This window comes from Puia dinghuensis, assembly GCF_014642875.1.
GTDB lineage: Bacteria > Bacteroidota > Bacteroidia > Chitinophagales > Chitinophagaceae > Puia > Puia dinghuensis.
In genome coordinates this window covers 346,607-372,425 of sequence record NZ_BMJC01000001.1, presented here as the reverse complement: position 1 = coordinate 372,425, position 25,819 = coordinate 346,607, and the positions used below count along the sequence as shown (strand labels likewise).

Below are 25,819 nucleotides of genomic sequence, written 5' to 3'. Positions count from 1 at the left end.
GAAAAACCATGCAGGAAAACAACGAAATAATAGCCCTATTCCATCTGATCGACGACCCCGACCAGGAAGTGTTCGATTCCGTCAGTAGCCGCATCGTCAGCTATGGAAGAGGCATCATCCCCAACCTGGAGAATCTGTGGGAGAACACCATCAGCAATGACGTGCAGGAACGCATCGAACTGCTGATCCACAAACTGCATTTCAACGATCTTACCGAAGACTTCACCCACTGGAAAAGCAGCAGCTACCAGGATCTGCTCACTGCTTCCCTCCTGGTGGCCAAATTCCAATACCCCGAACTGGTGACTACCCCGGTGCTGCAGGAAGTAGAAAAGCTCCGCCGCAACATCTGGCTCGAACTCAATAGCTATCTCACCCCGCTCGAACAGGTGCACGTCGTCACCAGCATCCTATACAATTATTATGGATTGAAGGGGACCGAAGTAGCCTATCAGCACCCCGAAGAATTCCTGATCAACAAACTCATCGAAACCAAACGCGGCAATTCCATCACCAACGGCGTCCTCTACCTCCTGCTCAGCGAATTGCTGGATATCCCGGTAAAGGCGATCAATATTCCCCGCCAATTCGTGCTGGCCTATATAAAACCCTATTACGATGAGAATCCGGAGAAGCTGAGTCCTCTGCAGCGCATCGAATTTTTCATCGACCCCACCAGCGGTCAGGTCTTCTCTCACAAGGACGTGGAAAGCTATTTCAAACGCATCTCCGTCCCGCCCGTGGCTTCTTATTTCAAGCCCCTTTCACACAACCGCATTATCCAAAATGTTCTGGAGGAATTCAGCAAATGCTTCGACAACGAACGCAACGCATACAAACAAAAAGAGCTCCTCGATCTCGCAAAACTTCTTTCAGACTAAGACTAAAAGGCCCCACCGTCAGGTGAGGCCTTAGAGAAATTACATTCCCAGTTTCCAGCCCTGCCGGTACTCTCGCTTCACAAACTGGTTGGCCTCGTCGAAATTCGTGATCTTCATATTCTCCGCATCCCAGAGCAGCTTCTTCCTGCCGGGGAAATGCCCGTTCGCATCCTTGATCATATAACTTCTCAGCGCCAGGTTGCCCATCAGGATCGTCTCCGTCAACGGTCCTGCATATTCGAAAGGTGAGCTCAGCTGCTTTTGGCCATACCCCGCGATACAGGCATTCACCCACTGTACATAGTGCCCCTCCGGCACCCGGGCAAGGGTCTGCGGTACATTGGCTGCCTCTGACATCCGCGAAGTAGGCAATAACTTAGGATCGGCGCCGTAACAACTGCACATGATCTTGCCCTTCGTGCCGGTGATGATCGCTCCTCCATCGGAATTGCCCATCGGCTCGTCGGCGCCCAGCTCATCGGGCCGTACAGGCCGGATCCCACCGTCCATCCAGTGCAACGCCACATCCGGCTTACCTGGCTTACCCGGGAAGTTCATCTTCACATAGGAGGACACCGGGCAGCTCTCGGGATGGAACACAGGGTTCCACATGACCTCATAGGTGGAAGCGACACTGCACTCCACCGCGTTGGGATAGCCGAGCCCCACCGTTTTGAAGGGCGGATCGATCAGGTGACAACCCATATCGCCAAGGGCGCCCGTTCCGTACGCCCACCAGCCCCGCCAGTTGAACGGCAGGTAAGCCTTATGATAATCGTCTGCCTGGGCCGGCCCCTGCCACAGATCCCAATTCAGCTCAGTAGGTATCGTTTCCGTTCCCGTTGGCTTCGCCAGCCCCTGCGGCCACACCGGCCGGTTCGTCCACACGTGGATGGCCGTGGCATCCCCGATGAGCCCCGCATTATACCACTCCTGCATCAGCCGCACCCCGTCGCCCGACGATCCCTGGTTTCCCATCTGGGCCACCACCTTGTACCGCTTGGCGGCCTCGGTGAGCATCCGGGCCTCGTAGATATCATGCGTCATCGGCTTCTGTACATACACATGCTTGTTCAGCTGCATGGCGGCAATCGCCGCCACCGCATGGATATTATCGGGCGTGGACACGGATACCGCATCGAAGTGCTTATGCTCCTTGTCCAGCATCTCCCGGAAATCCTTGTAGTATTTCGCCTTTGGGTATTCCTTGATGGAATTCGCGGCCTGGCGGTCATCGACATCGCAGAGATAGGCGACATCTACTTTCCCGCTGCCATAAAAATTTCTAAGGTCGTCGTGGCCCTTGCCACCGGCGCCAATAGCAGCAACCGTCAGCCGGTCACTGGGTGCGAGGAAACCCCTCCCGAGAACATGCCGGGGTACGATGAAAAAACCGGTTGCTGCCATCGCGGTACCACGCAGGAACTCGCGGCGGGAGGCTTGCAGCTTGCCGGGTATCAAATTTTTTTTCTGTGACATAATGATGTTGGTGAATTATTAAGGTCGAAAAAATGAGTGAGTAATATACACACAAAAAAAGCACCCTAAGGTGCTAAAAATTGCAAAATTCCATCGTCGGTCAATCACCGGCCACCCGGCGCCCGCGCTCCTACAGCAAGGTCGCCTGTAGCGTGATCTCCGCCTTGAGCACCCGGCTCACCGGGCAGCCACTCTCGGCCCCCTTGGCCAGCTCCTGGAATTTCTCGTTGGTGATGCCGGGGATCTTCGCCTTCAGCACTAGCGCAGATTGGGTGATGGTCGGCGTCCCGGACACATCGAAGTTCACCGTAGCCGTCGTTTCCAGGCTCTCTGGCGTAAACCCGGCGCCTTGCAGGGCGAAAGCCAGCGCCATCGTATAGCACCCAGCGTGCGCCGCAGCGATCAGTTCTTCAGGGTTGGTGCCTACCCCATCCTCGAAACGTGTCTTGTACGAATACTGGGTGTTGTTCAGGGTCGTGCTTTGAGTCGTCAAATGGCCATTACCTTCTTTTCCGGAGCCGCTCCATGCAGCTGTTGCTGTACGTTTCATAAAATTGTATATTTAATTAAGATAAAAGAACTAGGACTATGCCGACCATAGAATGGCAGGATTTCGAGAAGATAGACCTCCGTGCCGGAACGATAATCGAAGTTAATGATTTCCCCAAAGCAAAAAAGCCTGCTTGGCAATTGACCATTGATTTCGGTGATCTGGGCATTCGGAAATCCTCCGCACAAATAACCGACGGCTATGAAAAGCAAGAACTTGTGGGTAAACAGGTCATCGCCGTGGTCAACTTCCCCCCCAAACAGATCGCTAATTTTTTCAGCGAATGCCTCGTTCTGGGTGTGTATACTGACAAAAAAGAAGTAGTTTTATTGACACCGGATAAAAAGGTAACCAATGGCTGGAAGATTGGCTAGCCCCGATCCGGGAACCCGCCCCCAAATCAGCAACAATGTCAACAACGCTGGCCATCAGCTCTACTTATTACCAATCCCCGCTCGGCCTGCTCCGCATCGGTGGCACGGATACCTATATCAGTGAGATCAGCTTTGTCGACCACCTCGAGGAATCGGACTACCACAACCCCGGTCTGGAAGGTCCCGTCCCGCCCATCGTCATCCAATGCATCGAACAGCTGATCCAGTATTTCCAGGGGCAGCGCCGCGTCTTCGACTTCCCCATCTACCAGGAAGGGACACCCTTTCAGCAGCGGGTGTGGAACGAGCTCACGGCCATCCCCTTTGGCAAAACCCTCAGCTACCTCGAACTCTCCCGCCGCCTCGGTGACACAAAAGCCATCCGCGCCGCCGCTGCTGCCAACGGCCGCAACAACATCGCCATCGTCGTCCCCTGCCACCGCGTCATCGGCTCCAAACGCGATCTCGTCGGCTATGCGGGTGGCCTCTGGCGTAAGAAATGGTTACTCGACCACGAGACAAAGGTCATGTACGGGGTGCAGACGCTGTTCTAGCATGCCCTAATTCGTCAGCTGATTCGCATACCGCCTGAGCGCAATCTCCGCCGCCTTCGCCGCATAACTCACATTCACCAGCAGGAAACCCGCATTCTCAAAGCTCTGCTGCGCATTCTTCACATCCACGATCGTGGCCTGCCGCAGCTGAAAACGTTTCATCACCAGGTCGAGCAGCTTCTGCGACAGCTCATAGTTGGCCTTTGCCGTCTCCACCTGCTGAAGGTTGTTCGTATAGGCCTGGAAATTCTTCACGGCATTGGCGGTATAGTTAAGCAACAGCGTATCCCGCACCAGCGCCGCATTCCGGATATTGAGACCAGCCACCTGCTGCTGCTTGCGGTAGATATTGCCGTTGAAGATCGGGATATTCAGCGTCACTGCCGCATAGGGACCATAGTTGAGGTTCAACAGCGAAAAACCCGCCGAATTCCGGGTGCGGCTGTAATTGTACCCGGCATTGGCGCCCAGGGAAGGATAGCGCTGCGCCCCCGTCTCTTTCTCGACGTATTGATTGATGGATATCTGTTCATTCGCCGCGATGATGTCGGGGTTGGTCGTCTGTACAGCGCCGAGAATATCCGGCAACCGGATGCTCTTGTCTATGAGGATCGTGTCTTCTACCGCAATGACGCTGTCGGGATTCAGCGTGAGCAGCGTCAGCAGGTCAGTCTTACCCTGGTCGATGACCAGCTGCTGCGCCTGCAGGTTCTGTATCTGCGTATTGAGATCAACCTGCGATTGGAAAAGATCGGCATTATTGGCAAGACCGACACTTTGCTGCGCCTGGACAATTGCCAGCTGTTGCTTCTGGGCGTCGATGGATGCCTGCAGCGTGCGGGCATAGCTCTGCTGCCGCACCACATCATAGTATTTCAAAAGGACATTGTTCACCAGCATCAGCGCTCGCGAATTAAGCAGCTGCCGGGCCTGCGACTCCTGGGTTCCCAGCCGCTTCTTGGCCGTCACCACCCTCTCGCCATTGTATAACAATACATACCCGTTAACCTGTCCGGACAGGTTATTGGAAAAAGCATTGTTGCTGGATTTATTGTTGGCAGGGTTGGCATACTCCTGCTTGATGCTCGTGGATTGCTCCTGGTCGGAGATGCTGCCCGTCACCACCGGCAGCCCACCCGCTATACCATAACTGTTGTAAATAGCAGCAGCTTCCGCATTGTTCTTCGCCAGCTCGATCCCCAGGTTATTCTTAAGGGCTATCCGCACCGCCTCATCACGGGTCAGAGGCTGGGCCCTCAGCAAACCGGCCGGCAGCACCACCGCCAGCCACATGAAATGTAGTTTTCTCATAGTCGATTAATCCGTTACTTCCGTTATATGTACACGCCGCTTACTGGATATATAAGTATACACCGCCGGTATCACAAACAAGGTGAGAATAAGCGAGAACATGATCCCGCCTACCACCACGATCCCCAGCGGGATCCGGCTGGTGGCCGCCGCCCCAAGGCTGAGCGCGATCGGCAAAGCCCCCAGCGACGTAGCCAGCGAGGTCATCAGGATAGGTCGAAGACGCTGGGACGCGGCTTCTATCACTGCCTCCCGCTTGCCCATCCCCTGCTCGCGTTTCTGATTCGTGAACTCGACTATCAATATCCCGTTCTTTGTCACCAGCCCGATGAGCATGATCATCCCAATCTCCGAGAAGATGTTCAGCGTCTGATGGAAGACCCAGAGACTGAGCAACGCACCAGCCAACGCCAGCGGCACGGTAAGCATGATCACAAATGGGTCGACAAAGCTTTCGAATTGCGCCGCCAATACCAGGTAGATCAGCAACAGCGCCAGCACAAAGGCAAATACAATATTGGAAGAGCTTTCCGCATAATCCCGCGAAGCGCCGGACAAAGCCGTCTGGAAACTGGGATCAAGCAGGCGGTTGGCGATCGACTGCATCGCCGCAATGCCGTCCCCGATGGTCTTACCCTCAGCCAGCGAAGCGGAAATGGTGGCCGCCTTATACCGGTTGAAGTGGTAAAGCGTCGAAGGGCTGCTGTTCTGCTCGACATGGACAACGGCATCCAGCGGAATGGGATCACCGGTCTTGTTGCGCACATATATCTTGCTGATATCGGTAGGATCATTACGGTCTCTTCTTTCCACCTGCGCGATGACATAGTACTGGTAGCCGTTCATGATAAAATAGGCCAGCCGCCCGCCGCTGAAGGCCGCCTGCATCGCGGAAATGACATCATGTGTCGACAACCCCAGGTCTTTGATCTTCATCCGGTCGATGGTGATCTGCAGCTCCGGCTTATTAAATTTCAGGTTGACGTCGACATTGGAGAAGGTCTTGTCCTTTCTGCAGGCTTCCAGGAAAGCCGGCAATAACCGCTTCATCTTATCCAGGTCCTGGTTCTCCAGCACGAATTGCACCGGCAGACTGGTCTTCGAACCAGACCCTACGGCGATGGTCTGCTCCTGGATGGCAAAGATGCGGGCATCGTTGAAGCGGGATACCTTGCGCTGCAGATCTGCAGCGATCTGGCTCTGACTCCGATGACGCTGCAGCGGCTCGGTCAGCCCAAGACGCGGCGCCGAAGAATTGAGATTCGAACCGGCAGGGATCCGCGCAAAGACAAAATCCCGCTCAGGGACGGAGTCATAGAGGTAATTGGCTATCTGGTCGGTGACGTCCTGCGTATAGGTAAAGCTGGCGCCCTCGGGCAGCGTCACCAGGAAACGCACGCTGCTGCGGTCTTCCATCGGCGCGATCTCGCTCTGCATATTCCTCAGGATCAGCAAGATCATCACGCCACACAGGAGTACCAGCACCCAAGCCGCCCAACGTATCTTCATAAAACCTTCGAGCATCCGCCGATAGCCATTTTCCATCCCCGTAAAGAAGGGTTCTGTCTTCTCATAGAACCGGCCATGGCCACTCCGCTTGCTGGTGAGGTAAACATTCAGCACCGGGGTAATGGTCAGCGAGACAAAGGCGGAGATCAGCACGGCCGCAGCCAGCACCACCCCAAACTCCCGGAAGAGCCGCCCCACAAACCCCTGCAAAAACACCACGGGCATAAACACCACCGCCAACGTTAAAGACGTCGAGATCACCGCAAAGAATATCTCCCTGCTACCCTCAAGCGCCGCCTTTCGGATCGGCAGCCCCTGCTCCAATTTTCTAAAAATATTTTCCGTGACAACGATCCCATCGTCCACCACCAGGCCTGTTGCCAGGACGATGCCCAATAAAGTGAGGATATTGATAGTGAACCCGGCGACGTACATGATAAAGAATGTCGCAATAAGCGATATCGGGATATCGATCAGCGGCCGCAGCGCGATCATCCAGTTGCGGAAGAAGAAGAAGATCACCAGTACCACCAGCGAAAAGGCAATGATCAGCGTCTCCTTCACTTCGGCAAGCGACTGGCGAATGGTCTGGGTATTGTCGATAAGCACATTGAACACCAGGTCAGACTTATTGGCCTTCTCTATCTCGGCCAGCCGCCGGTTGAACTCATCGGCAATGGCGATGTTATTGGCGCCTGGCTGTGGGATGATGGCCAGCCCCACGGCATTCACCCCATTGTATTTCCAGCTCTGCTCGGGATTTTGAGGCCCCAGCTCCACCCGCGCAACATCGTTCAGCCGCACGATGCCGGCACTATCTTCCCGCAGGATCACATCCCGGAAATCCTTCTCCGTCGTCAGCCGCCCCAATGTTTTAATGGTGAGCTCCGTATTGTTCCCATAGATCTTCCCCGGCGGCAGCTCCACGTTCTCATTGTTCATTGCAGTGGCGATATCATTATAGGCGATCCCATAAGCATTCATTTTATCCTGGTCGAGCCAGATGCGCATGGAATAGGTCTTGTCACCAAACACCTGCACCGCACTCACCTGGTCAATGGTCTGCAACTGCTGCTGCAACACGTTCTCCGCATAATCGCTCAGCTCCATCAGGCTCTTGGTGCGACTCTGCACGGCCAGTATCAGGATAAAATCGGCGTTGGCATCCGACTTGGTCACCACTGGTGGCGCATCGATGTCCAGCGGCAGCGATCGCTGTGCCTGGCCCACCTTATCCCGCACGTCGCTGGCCGCGGCTTCCAGGTCGACGCCCAGGTTGAACTCGACAGTGATATAGCTGGTGCCCAGCGTACTCGTCGAAGAGATGGTGCGAATGCCGGGGATACCGTTGATATTCTTCTCCAATGGTTCAGTGATCTGACTCTCTATCAGATCGGGGTTAGCCCCCGTATAATTGGTCTGGACAGTGATGATCGGCGGATCGATGGCGGGGTAATCCCGCACGGCAAGAAAATGATAGCCTACCACCCCAAACAGGATCAGCAGTAAATTCATCACCGTCGCCAGCACCGGTCGCTTAAGGGATAACTCGGAAATGTTCATAGCGGAATTTATTTGGCGTTGGCGGCCGTTGGGATTGTTTCTTCGCCTGTTTTGACGCTACGGATGGTGACGGGTGCATCAGGCCGGGCAAAAAGGACACCGGTCACAATAACCGTGTCGCCGGCATCGACGCCCCTGGTGATCTCGATATTGCTGGCTTCGCGCACACCCGTCTGGACATTCACCACTTTCGCCTTGCCCTGCTTCACCAGGATCACCTGATTATTCCTGTCCTCGGGGATGATACAGTTGGTAGGGACCATTATCGCCCGCTTGTCCACCCCGGCACTGACAAACACCTTCACAAAGGAGCCCGGATGTGCGACGCCGTCCTGTAGCAGGGCCCGTACTTTTAGGTTGCGGCTGGAGAGATTGATCTGCGGTTCCGTTGCCACGATCAGACCTTTACGGCGACGTATAGCGCCTGCCTGCGCATCCAATTGAACATCCACCAGGGAGCCCTTTCGGACAACGGCGCTGTATTGCTCAGGGATGGTAAAATCCACCTTCGTTTTATCCATCTGTTGCACTGTGGCAATAATATTTGCAGGAGTTACATAAGCACCCGGACTCACCTGCCGCAACCCCACAACCCCATCGAAAGGCGCCCGGATGACGGTCTTGTCCAACTGCGCCTGGGTATAGTCGATATCGGCCTTGGTGGTGTTGACATTACTTACGGCCAAATCGTAGTCAGCCTGGTTGATCCCATTGATCTCCAGCAGCTTTCGTTCCCTTTCCTCCGTTTTTTGATAAAGCTCTAATTGCGCCTTCGACTTCGCCAGGGTAGCCTGCAGGTCGGCATCGTTTATCCGGGCGATCACCGCCCCCTTGGCCACCTGCACTCCTTCCGGGACATTCAGGTAGACGATCCGTCCGCTGATCTCTGGATGCAGTTCTACATACTCGTTGGCCACGACGCTGCCATTCGCCTCGATCTCATTGTTGATCGGACGTTGTGCCGCGATAAGCACATCCACCAAGGTCGGCTCCACCCCCCTAGGCTTATTATCGGGACTTGCGGCATCCGCACGCTCCTTACACGATGAAAGGGAAAACAGGCTAAAGGAAAATAGCAACAGCACACAGGAGATACCTGGCTGATAGGTCAGCAAAGCGGAACGAGCCATTAACGGTGAATTTTTTATATGTTCAGGCGGGAATGGCTTCCCCTGAAAGGTGGCAAAGATAAAAAGAAGGATTGTTTCCCGGACGAACCGCCTCATTTATTGGATGAACATCCATATGCAGGTATGATCGGTAAACGGGTACTATTTCAACTCATCGCTCGTAAACGCAAAGGGCAGCAACAACCCGGACCCGGCCAGCACGATCACCTTCCCCGTCTCTCCACCAAGCACAACTCTCATAGGCCGTCCCGTCCGCTGCTCGAATTCCTGCAGCGACTGCCGGCAGATGCCACAGGGCGAAATGGGCCGGTCACTGATGCCGTTCTCATTATGATAACTGATCGCCAGCGTATCGATCGATACACCGGGATACAAGGTCGCCGCCACCGATAGCAACGTCCGCTCCGCACAGATGCCCGCCGGAAAAGCCGCATTCTCCTGGTTGGTGCCGGTGATCACTTCCCCATTGACCAGTCGCGCAGCCGCGCCCACCCGGAAATGACTGTACGGCGCATACGCATCCTTCGTCACCTCCCTGGCCTTTGCCAGCAAAGCCGCATCGGCTTCGGACAACTCCTGCGCCGAAGCATACTCTTCATAAGAAAGCGTGAATTCCTTTTTCATTATTTTAAGAACATCATTTTTCTGCCCAAAGCCCCCTTGGAAAGATACTTATTTAGCCAAGCCTGCTGCTCCGCGATACGCGCCGCCAGGTCGTCCAAACCGCCCTTCACCGTCTTCATCGAGGCCAATACCCGTTCTTCCGTGGTGACGATTGCTCCCAGCCTCGACTTCGAGCGTTGCACCAGCCGGTCGGCGCTGTCCAGCATCTCCCTGATCTCGGAGTCCGGCTTCGATGGCTTAAACTGCTTGTTGCGATAGTCGATAAAGACATTGAACTGCTTCGCCCCCTGGTTATATTCCACCCCCGCCAGATTGTATTCCTCGATAGCTTTGTTCTGCAGGTCGATAGCTTTGTTCTGACGGTCTACCTCCTGCTGCCGCCGGTAGTTCTCCAGATCCACCTTCAGATGCCCCAGCCAGTCGAAGATCATCGAATTGCGCACGCCGTTCTTCTCCACCCGCACCACCTGGGCCCTCTCCTGTTCAATCCCCGTCAACGACACGTATGCCTCGATGGAATCCGGGTAATTAAAATAAGACTTTGTCTTATCCTGCGCCGTCTTCCCCTCATAGAATTCCTGGTTGGTCACCGGGTAGTACAACAACTGCCAGAGATAGTCGAAAGGCATATGCGTTTTGACATAGAGCTCCGGGTCAGCCTTGAAAAACTGGTTACTCAGTTTCCGGAAGTATTTCCCGTCCTTTACAAAACCAGCCCCCCAGGTGGGGTCGAATATCAGCCAGCTGCCGTCCGGCTTCGCCACACACCAGGCATGCGGTATATAGTCGACAGCCCCTTGCTGCCGGGTATAGCCGGTGACAACGACACAACGGATGCCGGTCCGGTTGCAAAGGGAATTGAACAGCGCGGCATAGTTCTCGCAGATACCTTTTCGTGTCAGCAGCGGCTTGTTGATCTTCTCCGTCGAATCCGCGAAGAAGTTAGTCGCAAACATATTGTCGATATCGTACTGGATATGGCCGGCCATCCAGACAAAGATGGCCCTGGTTCGCTCCATCGGGTCGGGAAAATGCTCCCCCAGCCAGGCGGCCATCTTCCCGGTGCTGCCTGTGACGGAATCCGGGAGCTGCGCCGCCAGCGCATCCACCCGCGCGTAGGGTCCGGGCTGGCTCACCGTTTTTTGCGCCCATACCCCGAAAGGTAGCAGTACCGTTGATAAAAAGATCAGTCCTTTCATAGTCAGGGAATTTAGGGTCGTTATTTTATCTTATTAAACAGCCGCTTCCACCGCACCCCATGGTTCCAGCTCATCCAGATAATCCAGGCCTCGCCCACAATATGGTCCTCCGGTACAAAACCCCAGTACCGCGAGTCCTGCGATTCATGCCGGTTGTCCCCCATCATCCAGTAATAATTCATCCGGAAGGTATACTGTGTCACCGGCTGGCCATTCAACCAAAACTTCCCATCCTTCATCTCAAAGGTGTTGCCCTCATACACCCGGATAGCACGTTCATAGACGGGGTAGTTCTCCGGTGTCAGGGTCAGCGTTGCTCCCTTGGCTGGGATCCAGATCGGGCCGTAGTTGTCCAGCGCCCAGGTCGAATTGGGAACAAAGGGGAAGAGGGGCTGTTGCGGATCATCATCGGCCAGTTCGGGGACGATGCTTTTGGCCAATCCACTCTTCAGCATCTTCTCATGGGCGACCCAGGTCAGTAGCATGTGATATTGGTTGCTGGTCCCGGGGACGGAGCTTACTTCATTGGAGTTGATATCGAGATTGTATTCTTCGACCATCACCGCCTCATCCAGCGGCTGCCCCTGCGTCGTGACGGTATAATAGGTCTGGGACTCGGGCGGGAAAGGCTGGGCCTTACCGTCGATATACACCACCTGGTTCTTTATCTGCAGCGTATCGCCGGCAATGGCTACACAGCGTTTGATATAGTTCTCCTCCTTGTCCACGGGCCGGAGGACAAGCGGATACTGGTCGGGGTTACCCAGCACGATCTTCCTGCCGCTGTCGATATTTCCCCCGCCAAGCGTCCGGCAGGCGGTATAGTAAGGGACGCGGGATTGATAGTCATCCAGGTTGATCACCGTATCCCCCGCCGGGAAATTGAAGACGACGACATCCCTCCTTTTCACCGGGCTGGCAAACCAGCGGATATAGGGAAGGGTGATCCACTCCACATAAGAATTGGTCTTGGTCACCGGCAGGGTGCTATGCACAAAAGGAATGGACAGCGGCGTATTGGGGATCCGCGGACCGTAGCTGAATTTACTTACAAAAAGGAAATCACTCACCAGCAGCGTCTTCTCCATCGACCCCGTGGGAATAGTATAGGCCTCGAACACAAAGGTTCTGATCAGCGTTGCCGCCACCACGGCAAAGACCCCCGCATCGACCCATTCCCGCGCCACCCCCTTCCGGTGCTTTCTCACCGGCGCAGCCCCTGTATAGACAACTTTCGCGTCATAACCGATGAGGGGAAAATAGATCAGCGGCAAAAGTGCCGCCAGCGCATGCTCCCAAAATTTGAACTTCCCAAAAACCTTTACAAACTCCACATAGATGCCCAGCGTGATAAACCATCCCAGGATGGGGATCACCTGCCAGAAGACCCAATGCCTGGGCCGCTCGGCCAACCCCAACATCACCCAGGTATTGTAAAAGGGGATATAGGCTTTCCAACCCGGAACACCGGCTTTTTCAAAGAGTTTCGCGGCGCCAATGGAGGGGAGTAAGAGTAGGATTACCTGGATAAGCACAAGAACCAGCAGCTGATGAGAGCTCATTAGGTGGATTTATTTTTAGATTCCGGCAAATTTAGGCGAAAAACCGGTAGTTCTCACCCCAAGATATCCCGCAGCACCCGGCTCACCTCGCCTGCCCGGTTATGCACCATCAAATGACCGCCTCGGGGATAACATGCGTCGGCTGAACATTCCGGCATATTCCCCAATCGGCTCATAAGGCGCCGGCATCAGCCACGGCAGGGGCTTCAATTCGACACCAGGTACGTCCAGCCGCGAAAAGATGTGGTGGTCCGCTCCCAGGCCGCTGATACAATAACAGTCCAACAAAACTTATTTTTTCGGTAACACGTAATTTTCCACATCACTCTGCGTGATCGTCTTCCCCGACAAAATGATCAGGCGCTCGACCACGTTACGCAACTCCCGGATATTCCCCGTCCAGTTGTGCTGCTGCAAGGCCTTTATCGCATCTTCGTCGATGGCCTTCCTCGCAATCCCATAGTCGCCACAGATATCGACCAGGAATTTCTCTACCAACAACGGAATATCATCTTTTCTCTCGTTCAGCGAAGGCACATGGATGATGATGACGCTCAACCGGTGATAAAGGTCAAGCCGGAAATTTTTCTCTTCCACCTCCTTCAACAGGTCCTTATTCGTTGCCGCGATCACCCGCACATCGACATTGATATCCTTATCTCCGCCAACCCGCGTGATCTTTCCTTCCTGCAGGGCCCGCAGCACCTTGGCCTGCGCCGTCAGACTCATATCCCCTATCTCATCGAGAAACAGCGTCCCACCATTGGCCTGCTCGAACTTGCCGATCCGCTGCTTGACGGCCGACGTAAACGACCCTTTCTCATGGCCAAAGAGTTCACTCTCGATCAGCTCACTGGGAATAGCCGCACAGTTTACCTCCACCAGCGCACCGCTGGCGCGGTTGCTCTTCTCATGCACCCATCGGGCGACCAACTCTTTCCCTACCCCGTTCTCGCCCGTTACAAGGATACGGGCCTCCGTAGGCGCCACTTTCTCTATCGTCTCTTTTATCTTATGAATAGGCGTCGACGCGCCCACCATCTCCTGCACCTTGCTTACTTTCCGCTTCAAAACCTTGGTCTCGGCCACCAGCGTGGTCTTGTCCATGGCATTACGGATGGTGATCAGCAACCGGTTGAGATCGGGAGGCTTGGAGATATAGTCATACGCTCCCTTCTTCACGGCTTCCACCGCCGTTTCAATGGTGCCATGCCCAGAGATCATAATGATGGGAATATCGGGATGGGTCTCCTTGGTTTTCTCCAGGAACTCAATGCCATCAAGCTTCGGCATCTTAATATCGCATAGAATGACATCATACTCTTTTTCCTTCACCTTCTTCAGACCTTCTTCGCCGTCACCGGCTTCATCGATCTTATACCCTTCATAAGAGAGAATTTCGCTGAGTGTCTTCCGTATCGCCTTTTCGTCGTCAATGATCAGAATATTCGACATAGGTTCCTCTATCTTTTTTGAGGCTCAAAAATACGAACTGCATTCGAAAATAAAGTAATAGCTTAGGTTTTACAAATAGCAAAATGGGGCTCTTACTCTATTCCACCGAATTTCTCCAGCCCTTGCCGGACGAGGGTTTTCACCGCCTGCTCGGTTTGCTGCCCGCCGTGCTGCAGCCAAAGATCCTCCGCTACCGGCGCTGGGAAGATGCCCATGCCAATCTTCTCGGCAAACACCTGCTCCGCCTGGCCCTTGAAAATGCAGCCGCTGCTGCAGGTCTTGACAAGCTACAATATACGCCACAGGACAAGCCCTATATCCCCGGGTCGCCGCATTTTAACATTTCCCACTCGGGTAACCGGGTAGTTTGTCTGCTCAGCACAAAGGGCCGCGTCGGCATCGACATCGAATCCATCCACCCCATCTCCTTTGGTGACTTCCAGACACAATTCACGCCCAAAGAATGGGCAGCTATCCATAACGCACCCGAACCCGTCACCGCCTTCTACCGGTTCTGGACTGCAAAGGAAAGTCTCATCAAAGCCGATGGCCGCGGCCTCCAGATCCCACTGTTGAAGCTGGACGTGAGTGAAGCCGGCCCCATCAACCTCGACGGCGCCACCTGGCAGCTCCGCCCCCTTGCCTTCTTCCCGGGCTATGCCGCACACCTTGCTTTCGAAGAATCGGCCGAACCCGCCATCAATTTCCACCACCTGAGCCCCGCCGACATCCTCGCCACGGTTTAACATTTCCTTTTTTTATGGAATCCCCCCGCCCCGGCTTCTCCCCGGCATGGAAATCCTGCTAAACACCGCCCTCATCCTCCTGCTCTGCGCCACCGCATCTACCTGTTAGCCCAAAGCTACATGCCGGCCCAGACTATCCACATCGTAATCAACCCGTTGAACCCCACTCTCAGCCCGTGGTACGATGCTGACCCAACCCGTGGCCTCATCGAAACTCCCGAATGGACATTCACAATCAGTCAGTTACGTATGTGGCCGGTGCATATCTAAAAAACCTGAAAAACCCCTTGCATCTCAACACTTTTTGCAGTATTTTAGAACCATCCAATGACTATTTAAAAACCGAAACCATTTTATAATCCAAAAAATATTTCCCTATGAAGCAGAATCTTGAGCTCCAGGCTCCCGCTACTGGTAAGATCCTTTTCAAACTGACTATTCTGGGTTGTGTATTGCTTGGCTGTGTTTACGGCTTCATCATGCTGTTCAACACCGCCCTCGCCGCCCTCAAATAAGAAGAAGAAACTAAAAAAGAGGCCGTCTCTCAACTCAAAAGTAGACGGCCTCTTTTTTCATTATGTCCGGTAAGCAAAGCTTACCGGGGGCCCGCCGGCCGGCGGGTTTTTTTTATTTCTGTAAGTACATCACCTCTTTCACCAGCTTCACCGTCCTTGCCACATCCGGCAACGCCAAAGCCACAAGATTGGGCGCATAGTGCAGGGGCGCATCGGCAGAAGTGATCCGGCGGATAGGCGCATCAAGATAATCAAACCCTTCCTTCTGGATATGGTAAGTGATCTCGGAAGATACAGACGCAAACGGCCATTGTTCTTCCACAATTACCAGGCGGTTGGTCTTTTTGACGCTGTCCAGGATGGTCATCCAGTCCAGGGGACGAATGGTCCGCAGATCGATCACCTCGGCACTGACCCCTTCCTTCTCCAGTTCGGCAGCAGCACCCAAGGCCACCTTCATCATCTTATTATAGGAAACGATCGTCACATCCTTGCCCGCCTTCTTGATATCTGCTTTCCCCAGTTCGATATAATATTCCTCCGCCGGGACATCCGCCTTGTCGCCATACATCACTTCACTCTCCATAAAGATCACCGGGTCTTCCTCATAGCGGATGGACTGTTTCAGCAGACCCTTGGCATCATACCCATTGCTGGGGCTTACCACCTTGATGCCGGGTATATTGGCATAATAGCTTTCAAAGGCCGTAGAGTGCTGAGCGCCCAGCTGACCCGCCGATCCGTTGGGTCCGCGAAAGACGATAGGACATCCCACCTGACCGCCGCTCATCGCCAGCATCTTGGAAGCGGTATTCAATATCTGGTCGAGCGCCAGGACGGCAAAGTTCCAGGTCATGAACTCGACTACCGGCCGAAGCCCGTTCTGCGCGGCACCTACCCCGACGGCAGTAAATCCCAATTCAGAGATCGGTGTGTCGATCACCCGCTTGGGGCCGAACTCATCCAGCATACCCTGGCTCACCTTATAAGCGCCATTGTATTCCGCAACTTCCTCACCCATTAAAAACACCCGGTCGTCGCGCCGCATTTCCTCGCTCATAGCTTCACGCAGAGCTTCCCGAAAAGCAATTTGTCTCATTCGTATGTATTTATTACCCGCCGCCGCTGCAGCGGAGCCGCAAATTTATTGGTTGTCATGGAGATTATCAAATCATTATACCCATTTACTTTATAAGAAATCTATATATATTTACTTTCATGCAACCTACTATCGAACACCTCGAAAAGATCATCCGTATCTACAGCCGCCGCCTCGAAGCGCTCACCGACGAGATCTATGACTGGAGATCAGCCCCCGAAAAATGGAGCAAAAAGGAGATCCTGGGACACCTCGTCGACTCGGCCCAGAACAATATCCGGCGGTTCATCGTCGCACAGTACGAGGACACCCCCACCATCCTCTATGCCCAGGATGAGTGGGTGGCCCGCAGCGGCTACCGGCATTACCCGGTGCGCAGCCTTGTCATGCTCTGGACTTTGCTAAATAACCATATCGTGAAGATCCTGGCCAATATGACCCCCGAGGCCGCACAACGAAAATGCGCGATGGGCGGACATCCCCAACCCCTGGAATGGGTAGCGGCGGATTATTGCAACCACCTGCTGCACCACCTCCACCAGATTCTCGACCTCGAACCAATCGCTTACCCCTAATCGCAGCCGCGCCGGCAGCATTCACGCCTGCTCGAAAGTCAGCATAAAGCTGGTCCCCTCCCCCACCTGCGAACTCACATCGATGCCCGCCCGATGGGATTGCAGGATATTCCAGGTGGCAGCAAGCCCAAGCCCAAACCCGTTGGTTTTGGAAGTAAAATACGGTTCGAAAATGCGGGAGATGTTCTCTTCCGGGATACCACCCCCATTATCGTTGATGCTCACCTTATAGTATTGCGGAGTCTCCTCGCGGATAGCTATGGTGATCACTCCCGACTGCGCAGGGACGGCCTCCACGGCATTGATGAGGATATTGAGAAAGGCGATCCTGAGCTTTTCCTTGTCGGCCATGACAAAGGCCGGCTTTTCCGGGTACATCGTCTCCAGCCGGATATTCTTCAGGGAAATGCGATCGGACGCTGCTGTTAAGGTATTGTCGATTATCTCCTGTAATCTCGTCTTCTGCAGTGAGATCTCGGCCGGCCGGGAAAGGTCCAGCAGCTCGGAGATCAGCCCGTCGATACGCCCGCAATTCCGGGTAATGATGTCGAGATAGATATTCGCATCCTCGCTGTTCATCTCCGGCTTCAATTGCTCTACAGACAGGTTGATATTGGTCAGCGGGTTCCTCACCTCATGCGCCAGCGTGCGCAACAGCATCGCGGTAGATCGCAGCTTCTCTATCTGAAAGGTAGCCCGCTCGATCCGCTTGAGGTTGGTAAAGTCATGGATAATGCCCTGGATATAGGTCTCGCCACTGGAATATACCTGCCAGGAGATGGACAGGATACAGTTTCTCCGCTCCTTATTGCGGGTCAGCAGCTCTACCTCGAGGTCCTCCACCTCCCCGGTGAGGGACAGGCGGTCCCTCAAATCATCGGCCGCCTCTTTGCGGGCGAATAGATCGTAGAGGCTCATCCGCAGCAGCTCGTCCTTCCCATATTTGAACAGGTCGCAGGTGGCGGCATTCACATCCCGGAAGACAAGGTCGTCACTCGTAAGAAAAACGGCATCCTTGCTTCGCTCGAACACCGCCCTGTATTTCCGCTCATTCACCCTCAAGGCCTTGATATAGGCGCTTCTCTCCAGCGCATACCGGATGCTGCGCTCCAGTTTTTCAGTGGTGATCTCCGACTTCACCAGGTAGTCCGCCGCCCCGAAGGTCATGGCGCGGATATCCAAATCGCGGTTTCCTATCCCCGTTAGCAGGACGATCGGCTCCTCACACCCCATGTCTATGGCCTCCTGCAGCAACTCCAGTCCCGTCTTCTCCCCCAAAAGATAGTCTACGAAATAGAGATCATAACGACCCTCTCCCATCCGCCGCAGCACCTCATTATATTCATAGCACCAGTCGATGATGAATTCCTTCTCGGGAATATCCTTTATGCAGGCGTCTATGATCAAAAAGTCGTCCTCATCATCCTCTACGATCAATATCCTGGTAGGCAGGTTGGAAGGCACCATGGTAACTAGAGGTTAATTTAGATCACGAATTTCGTCATTTTTTACGACCAATTCATTTTGCATCCCGCCCAGTGGAAGGGAAACGATAAAAACGGCGCCTTCGCCCGGCTTTCCAAGGGCCGAAATAAACCCCTTGTGCATCTCCACGATCTTTTTGCACAGCGCAAGCCCGATACCCGTCCCCTCATATTCCGCACTGGAATGCAGCCTGCGGAACATATCGAAGATCTGCTCTGCATATTTCTGATCGAACCCAATACCATTGTCCTCCACATAAATGCGCCCATAGCGCATCTCCGGCTCCCGGCTGTTCCCGGCCGCTATCGCAGGACCTTCTTCATACCGGATGCGGATCTGCGGCGGCTCCTTCTTCTTACTGTATTTTAAGGAATTGCTGATCAGGTTGGAGAAAAGCGGCCCCATCAGCACCGTATTGGCCGGTAACACCGGCAGCCGGTCCACGCTGACACTGGCATTCTTCTCCCGGATGACCCCATCCATCTCCGACAGCACCTCCCCGACGACATCGTTGAGGTCCACTTCCTCAAAGGATTCCTTCTCCACAGAGATCTTGGAGAATCGCAGGATATCATTGATAAGTTCCTGCATCCGCTTCGACACCTCCTGGATACGCGTTAGATAGAGCCGCTCTTCCTTGCTGAAGTTGTTCTCACTGCCGGCAAGCAGCCGGTCGCTGAACATCCTGATCTTCCGCAAAGGCGCCTGCAGGTCATGAGAGGCCATAAAGGCAAAGAGATCAAGGTCCTTGTTCGCCGCCTCCAGCCGGGTAATATTTTCCAGCAGCTGCCTGTTCAGCTCCGTCACCTTTTCCTCCGATGCCTTCCGCTCGTTGATCTCCATCTCCAGGCTGCGGTTGATAGCAACCAATTTCTGCTCCTGCGCCATTAGCCGCTGATTCTTCCGGTACAGGTCGACAAACACCGAGACCTTTATCCGCAGCAGCTCAGGATTGACGGGCTTGTAAATATAATCCACCGCCCCCGCACGATACCCCTTGAAGAGGTTTTCCTCGCCGTAATTGTTGGCCGTTATAAAAATAATAGGGATATGCCGCAGCCGCTCTCTTTCATAGATAAGCGACGCCGTCTCAAAGCCATTGAGGTTGGGCATCTGCACATCCATCAGGATCAGCGCAAAGTCAAAATCGGTCAGCAGCGTCTTCAGCACCTGACGCCCCGAGGTTGCTTTTACGAATCGATAGCCGTCGGGTTCCAGCACGCTCTCCATGGAGAGCAGGTTGTCCTCCCGGTCATCCACTAACATGATCTTTGGTTGCATGAATCTTATTTGTAAAACCATACACGCATCAGCGACAGCAACTGATCGATCTTCAAGGGTTTGGTGATATAATCGGATGCCCCGGCCTCGATACACTTCTGCCGGTCGCCCTTCATGGCCTTGGCCGTCACGGCAATGATGGGCAGGGTATTGTTCTTATGCTCCCGCCTGATCTTCTGGGTGGTCTCGTAGCCGTCCATCTCCGGCATCATGATATCCATCAGCACCATATCTACTTTCTGTTTGTCGTCATTGATGATCTGGATGGCTTCCCGGCCGCTTTCCGCCGTGACGACATTGATATTATACCGCTCGAACACTGTCGTCAGCGCAAACAGGTTGCGCACGTCGTCATCCACCACCAGCACCGACTTCCCGGTGAGAATATCGTCCTTCATCCGCAGTTGCTCGATCACCCTTCTTTTCTCCGGCGCCAGGTCCCGGTGGTTGATGTGCAGATGGAGCACGGTCTCTTCCAGCAGGTGTTCCAGGCTGTTGACCCCCTTCAGCAACACCGCATTACTGCTCCGGTTGAGGTGGTAAAGCTCTTTCTTATTGAAATCCTTGGCGGAATAGACGATAACAGGCGTCAGCTTGTTCTTCGACTCGCTCACCCTGGTGACAAGATCGACCCCGGAAATATCCGGCAGCGTATAGTCGAGGATGATACAATCGAAGGCCTTGATATCGGTGTCCTCCAGCGCCTTTCGGCCGTTGCACACGATCGTAACCTCTACATTGTCGCTCTGCAGCATCTTGCTGATCTGTGAGGAGTCGAGCTCATTGTCCTCGACGACAAGCACCCGCTTGTGCTCTTTCCTGCTAAACGACCGGATATCCTCGAAAAGCTCGTTCAGCGCCTCGTTCTCCAGCGGCTTCAGCAGGAAGCTGCGGGCGCCACGCTTCAACGCAAGCGCCTTGTTCTCCTCCCCGGAGATGAGATGGATGGGGATATGCCGGTAGTTGAGGTCGTTGCGTAGCAGGTCGAGCACCTTCCACCCGCTGGTATCCGGAAGTTTAACATCCAGCGTGACGGCAACGGGAGTAAACCGGTTGATAAAATCGAATACCTCCAGGTAATTGGTCGCCACCACCGCTTTCATATCATACTGATGCGCCTTTTCGATGATGATCCGGCCAAATCGCAGGTCATCTTCCACGATAAGCACGATCTTGTCTCCCTGCTGGACGCTGCTCCTGTCATCTCCCGTGTCATTGATCATCTCACTGACAATAGTCAACTTCGGGGAATCCATCGGTTCACTGGTCACCCGCAAGGAATTCAGCAGGGTGTCTATTTCAGTGGTATCATTATCCAATTGCAACTGCTGATACGCGTTGAGGCTTTCCGAGGCTTCCTTGGAAATGACCCCGGCGGAGACATTTTCTACCGGCAGAAAGAGCGTAAAGGTGCTGCCCCTGCCCGGCACTGATTCCAGCTCTATCGTCCCGCCCAGCAGTTCGGCCAACCCGCGGCTGATGGAAAGGCCAAGACCCGTACCGCCATATTTACGGCTGGTAGACCCCTCCGCCTGCTGGAAAGCCTCAAAGATGATGTTCTGTTTCTCGTGCGGGATGCCGATGCCGCTATCACTGATGGCAAAGGCCACCACCTGCCGCGCCTCATCCAGCAAAGGCGCGCCCTGCTTCCAGCTGCGGTTGGCCTCGTAGATCCTAAGCTTCACCTCGCCCTTCTCCGTAAACTTGAAGGAGTTGGACAGCAGGTTCTTTAATATCTGGTTCAACCGCTGCAGATCGGTCTCCATACCTTGCGGCAAACGCGGATCTGTTTCAATGGTAAATCGTAGATGCCGCGCCTCGGAGATAGGTTTGAAGGTCGTTTCCACAAAGGACGCAATCTCCGTAAACCGCACCGGGCAAATATTGGCTGTGATAAATCCGGATTCTATCTTAGACAGGTCCAGAATATCGTTAATAAGCTGAATCAGGTCGTCCCCGCACGAGTGGATGGTCTTGGCATACCGTATCTGCTTGTCCGTCAGATTCCCCTCCACATTCTCATACAGCTGTTGCGCAAGGATGAGCAGACTGTTCAACGGCGTCCGCAGCTCATGCGACATATTGGCAAGGAATTCCGACTTGTATTTCGACGTCAGGGTCAGCTGCTCGGCCTTTTCTTCCAGCGACCGGCGCGCTTCCTCCACTTCCTTGTTCTTGTTTTCCACCTCGTTCTTTTGTTTCACCAGCAGCAGGGCCTTGTCCTGCAGCTCGTCATTGGTACGCCGCAGCTCTTCCTGCTGTATCTTCAATTCGCCGGCCAGCGACTGGGACTGCTCCAGCAGTTCCTCCGTCCGCGAACTGGCTTCGATGGTATTGAGCACGATACCGATACTCTCGGTCAACTGACTCAGGAAGTCCAGGTGGGTCTCGCTAAAGATATCCAGCGAGGCGAGTTCGATCACCGCCTTCACCTTGTTCTCGAACAACACCGGCAGGATGATGAGGTTGGCCGGCTTCGCACGACCGAGACCACTGCTGATCTTGATATAGTTGCCCGGGACATTCGACAGGATGATCCGCTCTTTCTCAAAAGCTACCTGCCCCACCAGCCCTTCGCCGATGGCAAATTCCGTCGGGATATTCTTATCCGATTTATAGCCATACGCCGCAAACAGCCGCAGCTTGTCCTCCCGGGTATCCTCATCCTGTTGGAGGATAAAGAAGGCGCCATAGTGCGCGGTCACCACTTGCGCCAGTTCGGAGAGGATACGCTGGGTCACCGTTTTCAGGTCTTTCTGACCCTGCAACATCTGCGTAAATTTGGCAAGATTCGACTTCAGCCAATCCTGCTCCTGGTTGCGCAGTGTCGTCTCTTTGAGGTTTGCAATCATTTGGTTGATCGTATCCTTCAATGCTTCCACCTCCCCCTTCGCCTCTACGCGGATAGTTCGTGTCAGGTCACCCTTCGTTACCGCGGACGCAACCTCAGATATCGACCGCACCTGCGTCGTAAGATTCTGCGCCAATTGGTTTACGTTCTCCGTCAGGTTTTTCCAGATACCCGAAGCACCGGGCACACTGGCCTGGCCACCCAGCCGTCCTTCTACCCCTACTTCCCTGGCCACCGTCGTCACCTGGTCGGCGAACGTCGCCAGCGTATCGATCATTTCATTGATGGTATCGGTCAACTGGGCCACCTCGCCCCTGGAGACGATGGATAGCTTCTGCTTCAGATTCCCCGTAGCCACCGCCGTTACGACCTTGGCGATACCCCGCACCTGGTTGGTAAGGTTGGACGCCATCATGTTCACCGAGTCGGTAAGGTCTTTCCACGTCCCGGCCACCCCACGCACCTCCGCCTGACCGCCCAACTTACCTTCCGTACCCACTTCCCGCGCCACACGCGTCACCTCGAAGGCAAAAGAGTTCAGTTGCTCCACCATCACATTGATCGTATTCTTCAGGTCGAGGATCTCGCCCTTGACGTCGATGGCCACCGTCTTCGACAGGTCGCCCGAAGCCACCGCCTTGGTCACCTCGGCGATATTGCGCACCTGCGCCGTCAGGTTACCCGTCATATGGTTCACCGAGTCGGTAAGGTCTTTCCACGTCCCGGCAACCCCCGGCACAAAGGCCTGCCCCCCCAGTTTTCCATCGGTACCCACTTCCCGCGCCACACGCGTTACTTCGGAGGCAAAGGCGCGCAACTGGTCCACCATCGTATTCAACGTCTCTTTCAATTGTAATATCTCACCCCGCACGTCCACGGTGATTTTCTTGGACATATCCCCGTTGGCCACCGCGATAGCCACTTCGGCGATATTCCGCACCTGACCGGTGAGGTTAGAAGCCATCCCGTTCACCGAGTCGGTAAGGTCCTTCCAGGTTCCGGCAACCCCCGGCACATCCGCCTGGCCGCCCAGTTTACCCTCCGTACCCACTTCCCGCGCCACGCGCGTTACTTCCGAGGCAAACCCGCGCAGCTGGTCCACCATCGTATTGATCGTATTCTTCAGCTCCAATATTTCCCCCTGTACGTCCACCGTGATCTTACGCGAAAGGTCGCCATTGGCCACCGCCGTGGTCACCTCCGCGATATTGCGCACCTGCGCCGTCAGGTTGCCCGCCATCTTGTTCACGGAGTCGGTAAGGTCTTTCCACGTTCCCCCAACACCCGGCACATCGGCCTGACCACCCAACTTCCCTTCCGACCCCACTTCCCGCGCCACCCGCGTCACTTCCGACCCGAAGGAGTTGAGCTGGTCCACCATGGTATTGATCGTCTCCTTCAGCTGCAATATCTCACCACGCACGTCCACAGTGATCTTGCGGGAAAGGTCACCTTTCGCCACCGCCGTGGTCACCTCGGCAATGTTACGCACCTGCGCCGTCAGGTTACCCGCCATCAGGTTCACCGAGTCGGTAAGGTCCTTCCAAACCCCGCCAACCCCTTCCACCGCGGCCTGGCCACCCAGTTTCCCTTCCGACCCTACTTCCCGCGCCACCCGCGTCACTTCCGAGGCAAACCCGCGCAGCTGGTCCACCATCGTATTGATCGTATTTTTAAGCTCCAATATCTCCCCTTTCACATCCACATCGATCTTCCGCGACAGGTCGCCCTTCGCCACCGCTGTGGTCACCTCGGCAATGTTACGCACCTGCGCCGTCAGATTGCCCGCCATGATATTCACCGAGTCGGTAAGATCCTTCCAGGTCCCGCCAACACCGGGCACATCGGCCTGACCACCCAGTTTTCCCTCCGATCCCACTTCCCGCGCCACCCGCGTCACTTCCGAAGAGAAAGAGTTCAACTGGTCGACCATGGTATTGATCGTATTCTTCAATTCCGATATCTCTCCTTTCACGTCCACCGTGATCTTACGCGAGAGATCACCCTTGGCTACCGCCGTGGTCACCTCTGCAATATTACGGACCTGTCCGGTGAGGTTCGAGGCCATCGCATTCACCGAGTCCGTAAGGTCTTTCCACGTTCCACCGACACCCCGCACATGGGCCTGGCCACCGAGCTTGCCCTCCGTGCCCACTTCCAGCGCCACCCGCGTCACTTCCGAAGAGAAGGAGTTCAGCTGGTCCACCAGGGTGTTGATCGTATTCTTTAATTCCAATATCTCCCCTTTAACGTCCACCGTGATCTTTTTTGACAGGTCACCCTTGGCTACCGCGGTCGTCACCTCCGCAATATTGCGCACCTGCGCCGTCAGATTACCCGCCATAAGGTTCACCGAGTCGGTAAGGTCTTTCCAGACCCCGCCAACCCCCTTCACCTTGGCCTGACCGCCTAATTTTCCTTCCGACCCCACTTCCCGCGCCACCCGCGTTACTTCCATGGAGAAAAGGTTCAGCTGCTTCACCATATCGTTCACCTCCCGGGCGATGCGGGAGAATTCTCCCTGCAACGTATGCCCGCCGATCTCCAAAGGCATATTCTGCGACAGATTCCCCTTCGCCACGCTGCTGATCACATGCGCGATCTCGATGGTCGGATGCACCAGGTCGGAAATAAGGGAATTCAGCGAATCGACACCGGTCGCCCAGCTGCCCTTGGCATTGGGAACCTCGATCCGCTGGGTCAGCTTCCCCTGCTTACCGATGGTATTCCCGGCCTTGGTAAACTCCCGCATCATCTCCTCATTCAGGGAAATTATTTCGTTCAACGTATCACAAATGCGCCCCTTCACCCCCACCTCACCAATGGGCATACGAACGGTGAAATTCCCATTTCGCACCTGTAAAAGGATGCGAAGCAGTTCCTTGTCATCCAAAAGCGCATCAGATTCGTATGTCTTCGCACGGGAAACGGTCCTGGCGGTTCCATTTGTAGCAAGGGGCTTGGCTTTCTTTTTGATCACCTTAGTGGATAGTCCCATATTGGAATTTTACTTTAGATAATATATCCCCACAATACCCGCGCCATATATTTGGCAAGATTATAGCGTAAGGTAAAG

20 protein-coding genes are annotated in these 25,819 nt (G+C 54.6%); 7 read left to right on the top strand and 13 right to left on the bottom strand.

What is annotated here, in order from left to right; genetic code table 11:
• Window positions 1–8 precede the first annotated feature (8 nt).
• Window positions 9–881: a transglutaminase family protein gene (locus IEY39_RS01300; RefSeq protein WP_188927731.1), complete on the top strand. Its 873-nt coding sequence runs from the start codon at window positions 9–11 to the stop codon at window positions 879–881.
• 39 nt (window positions 882–920) lie between these two features.
• Here IEY39_RS01300 and IEY39_RS01295 read toward each other — a convergent pair whose 3' ends face one another.
• Window positions 921–2,360, bottom strand: a complete 1,440-nt coding sequence (locus IEY39_RS01295; protein ID WP_188927729.1) for a Gfo/Idh/MocA family protein — start codon at window positions 2,358–2,360, stop codon at window positions 921–923.
• Window positions 2,361–2,490: 130 nt separating this feature from the next.
• Entirely contained in the window at window positions 2,491–2,910 is a 420-nt protein-coding gene (locus tag IEY39_RS01290; RefSeq protein ID WP_188927727.1) for an OsmC family protein, read from the bottom strand.
• Between the two features lie 38 nt (window positions 2,911–2,948).
• Here IEY39_RS01290 and IEY39_RS01285 point away from each other — a divergent pair, with 38 nt between their 5' ends.
• Both IEY39_RS01285 and IEY39_RS01280 read left to right on the top strand, forming a co-directional pair.
• A complete protein-coding gene (locus IEY39_RS01285; RefSeq protein WP_188927725.1) occupies window positions 2,949–3,284 on the top strand; it encodes a tRNA-binding protein in 336 nt (111 codons plus the stop codon).
• A gap of 35 nt (window positions 3,285–3,319) precedes the next feature.
• A complete protein-coding gene (locus IEY39_RS01280) occupies window positions 3,320–3,838 on the top strand; it encodes a methylated-DNA--[protein]-cysteine S-methyltransferase (protein ID WP_188927723.1) in 519 nt (172 codons plus the stop codon).
• 6 nt (window positions 3,839–3,844) lie between these two features.
• On the opposite strand, the gene IEY39_RS01275 is transcribed toward IEY39_RS01280, so the two are convergent.
• From IEY39_RS01275 to IEY39_RS01245, 7 genes are all read right to left on the bottom strand, one after another.
• Entirely contained in the window at window positions 3,845–5,149 is a 1,305-nt protein-coding gene (locus IEY39_RS01275) for a TolC family protein (RefSeq protein ID WP_188927721.1), read from the bottom strand.
• A 6-nt stretch (window positions 5,150–5,155) separates the two neighbouring features.
• Window positions 5,156–8,221: an efflux RND transporter permease subunit gene (locus IEY39_RS01270; protein ID WP_188927719.1), complete on the bottom strand. Its 3,066-nt coding sequence runs from the start codon at window positions 8,219–8,221 to the stop codon at window positions 5,156–5,158.
• Window positions 8,222–8,229: 8 nt separating this feature from the next.
• Window positions 8,230–9,351: an efflux RND transporter periplasmic adaptor subunit gene (locus IEY39_RS01265; protein ID WP_188927717.1), complete on the bottom strand. Its 1,122-nt coding sequence runs from the start codon at window positions 9,349–9,351 to the stop codon at window positions 8,230–8,232.
• 141 nt (window positions 9,352–9,492) lie between these two features.
• A complete protein-coding gene (locus tag IEY39_RS01260; RefSeq protein ID WP_188927715.1) occupies window positions 9,493–9,975 on the bottom strand; it encodes a cytidine deaminase in 483 nt (160 codons plus the stop codon).
• Window positions 9,975–11,174: a transglutaminase domain-containing protein gene (locus IEY39_RS01255; RefSeq protein WP_188927713.1), complete on the bottom strand. Its 1,200-nt coding sequence runs from the start codon at window positions 11,172–11,174 to the stop codon at window positions 9,975–9,977. The genes IEY39_RS01260 and IEY39_RS01255 overlap by 1 nt, the downstream gene beginning before the upstream one ends.
• Before the next feature lie 20 nt (window positions 11,175–11,194).
• The gene (lepB, locus tag IEY39_RS01250; protein WP_188927711.1) at window positions 11,195–12,736 is read right to left on the bottom strand and encodes a signal peptidase I; all 1,542 of its coding nucleotides are present in this window, start codon (window positions 12,734–12,736) and stop codon (window positions 11,195–11,197) included.
• Window positions 12,737–13,027: 291 nt separating this feature from the next.
• Window positions 13,028–14,191, bottom strand: a complete 1,164-nt coding sequence (locus IEY39_RS01245) for a sigma-54-dependent transcriptional regulator (protein WP_188927709.1) — start codon at window positions 14,189–14,191, stop codon at window positions 13,028–13,030.
• A gap of 83 nt (window positions 14,192–14,274) precedes the next feature.
• Between IEY39_RS01245 and IEY39_RS01240 the strand changes: the two genes are divergently transcribed.
• From IEY39_RS01240 to IEY39_RS01230, 3 genes are all read left to right on the top strand, one after another.
• Window positions 14,275–14,937, top strand: a complete 663-nt coding sequence (locus tag IEY39_RS01240) for a 4'-phosphopantetheinyl transferase family protein (RefSeq protein ID WP_188927707.1) — start codon at window positions 14,275–14,277, stop codon at window positions 14,935–14,937.
• A gap of 84 nt (window positions 14,938–15,021) precedes the next feature.
• A complete protein-coding gene (locus tag IEY39_RS30155) occupies window positions 15,022–15,207 on the top strand; it encodes a DUF4846 domain-containing protein (RefSeq protein WP_373285429.1) in 186 nt (61 codons plus the stop codon).
• Between the two features lie 107 nt (window positions 15,208–15,314).
• Window positions 15,315–15,452: a hypothetical protein gene (locus IEY39_RS01230; RefSeq protein ID WP_188927700.1), complete on the top strand. Its 138-nt coding sequence runs from the start codon at window positions 15,315–15,317 to the stop codon at window positions 15,450–15,452.
• A gap of 112 nt (window positions 15,453–15,564) precedes the next feature.
• Here IEY39_RS01230 and IEY39_RS01225 read toward each other — a convergent pair whose 3' ends face one another.
• On the bottom strand, window positions 15,565–16,551 hold the full coding sequence (locus IEY39_RS01225) for a pyruvate dehydrogenase complex E1 component subunit beta (protein ID WP_188927698.1): 987 nt from the start codon (window positions 16,549–16,551) through the stop codon (window positions 15,565–15,567).
• Between the two features lie 119 nt (window positions 16,552–16,670).
• Between IEY39_RS01225 and IEY39_RS01220 the strand changes: the two genes are divergently transcribed.
• Entirely contained in the window at window positions 16,671–17,126 is a 456-nt protein-coding gene (locus IEY39_RS01220) for a DinB family protein (RefSeq protein WP_188927696.1), read from the top strand.
• 21 nt (window positions 17,127–17,147) lie between these two features.
• On the opposite strand, the gene IEY39_RS01215 is transcribed toward IEY39_RS01220, so the two are convergent.
• From IEY39_RS01215 to IEY39_RS01205, 3 genes are read right to left on the bottom strand one after another with little or no spacing between them, the layout of a single operon-like run.
• Window positions 17,148–18,593 (bottom strand): hybrid sensor histidine kinase/response regulator, encoded by a 1,446-nt coding sequence (locus IEY39_RS01215; protein WP_188927694.1) that lies wholly within the window; start codon window positions 18,591–18,593, stop codon window positions 17,148–17,150.
• 12 nt (window positions 18,594–18,605) lie between these two features.
• Entirely contained in the window at window positions 18,606–19,892 is a 1,287-nt protein-coding gene (locus tag IEY39_RS01210) for a response regulator (protein WP_188927692.1), read from the bottom strand.
• A gap of 5 nt (window positions 19,893–19,897) precedes the next feature.
• A complete protein-coding gene (locus IEY39_RS01205; protein WP_188927690.1) occupies window positions 19,898–25,741 on the bottom strand; it encodes a HAMP domain-containing protein in 5,844 nt (1,947 codons plus the stop codon).
• Window positions 25,742–25,819: the final 78 nt, after the last annotated feature.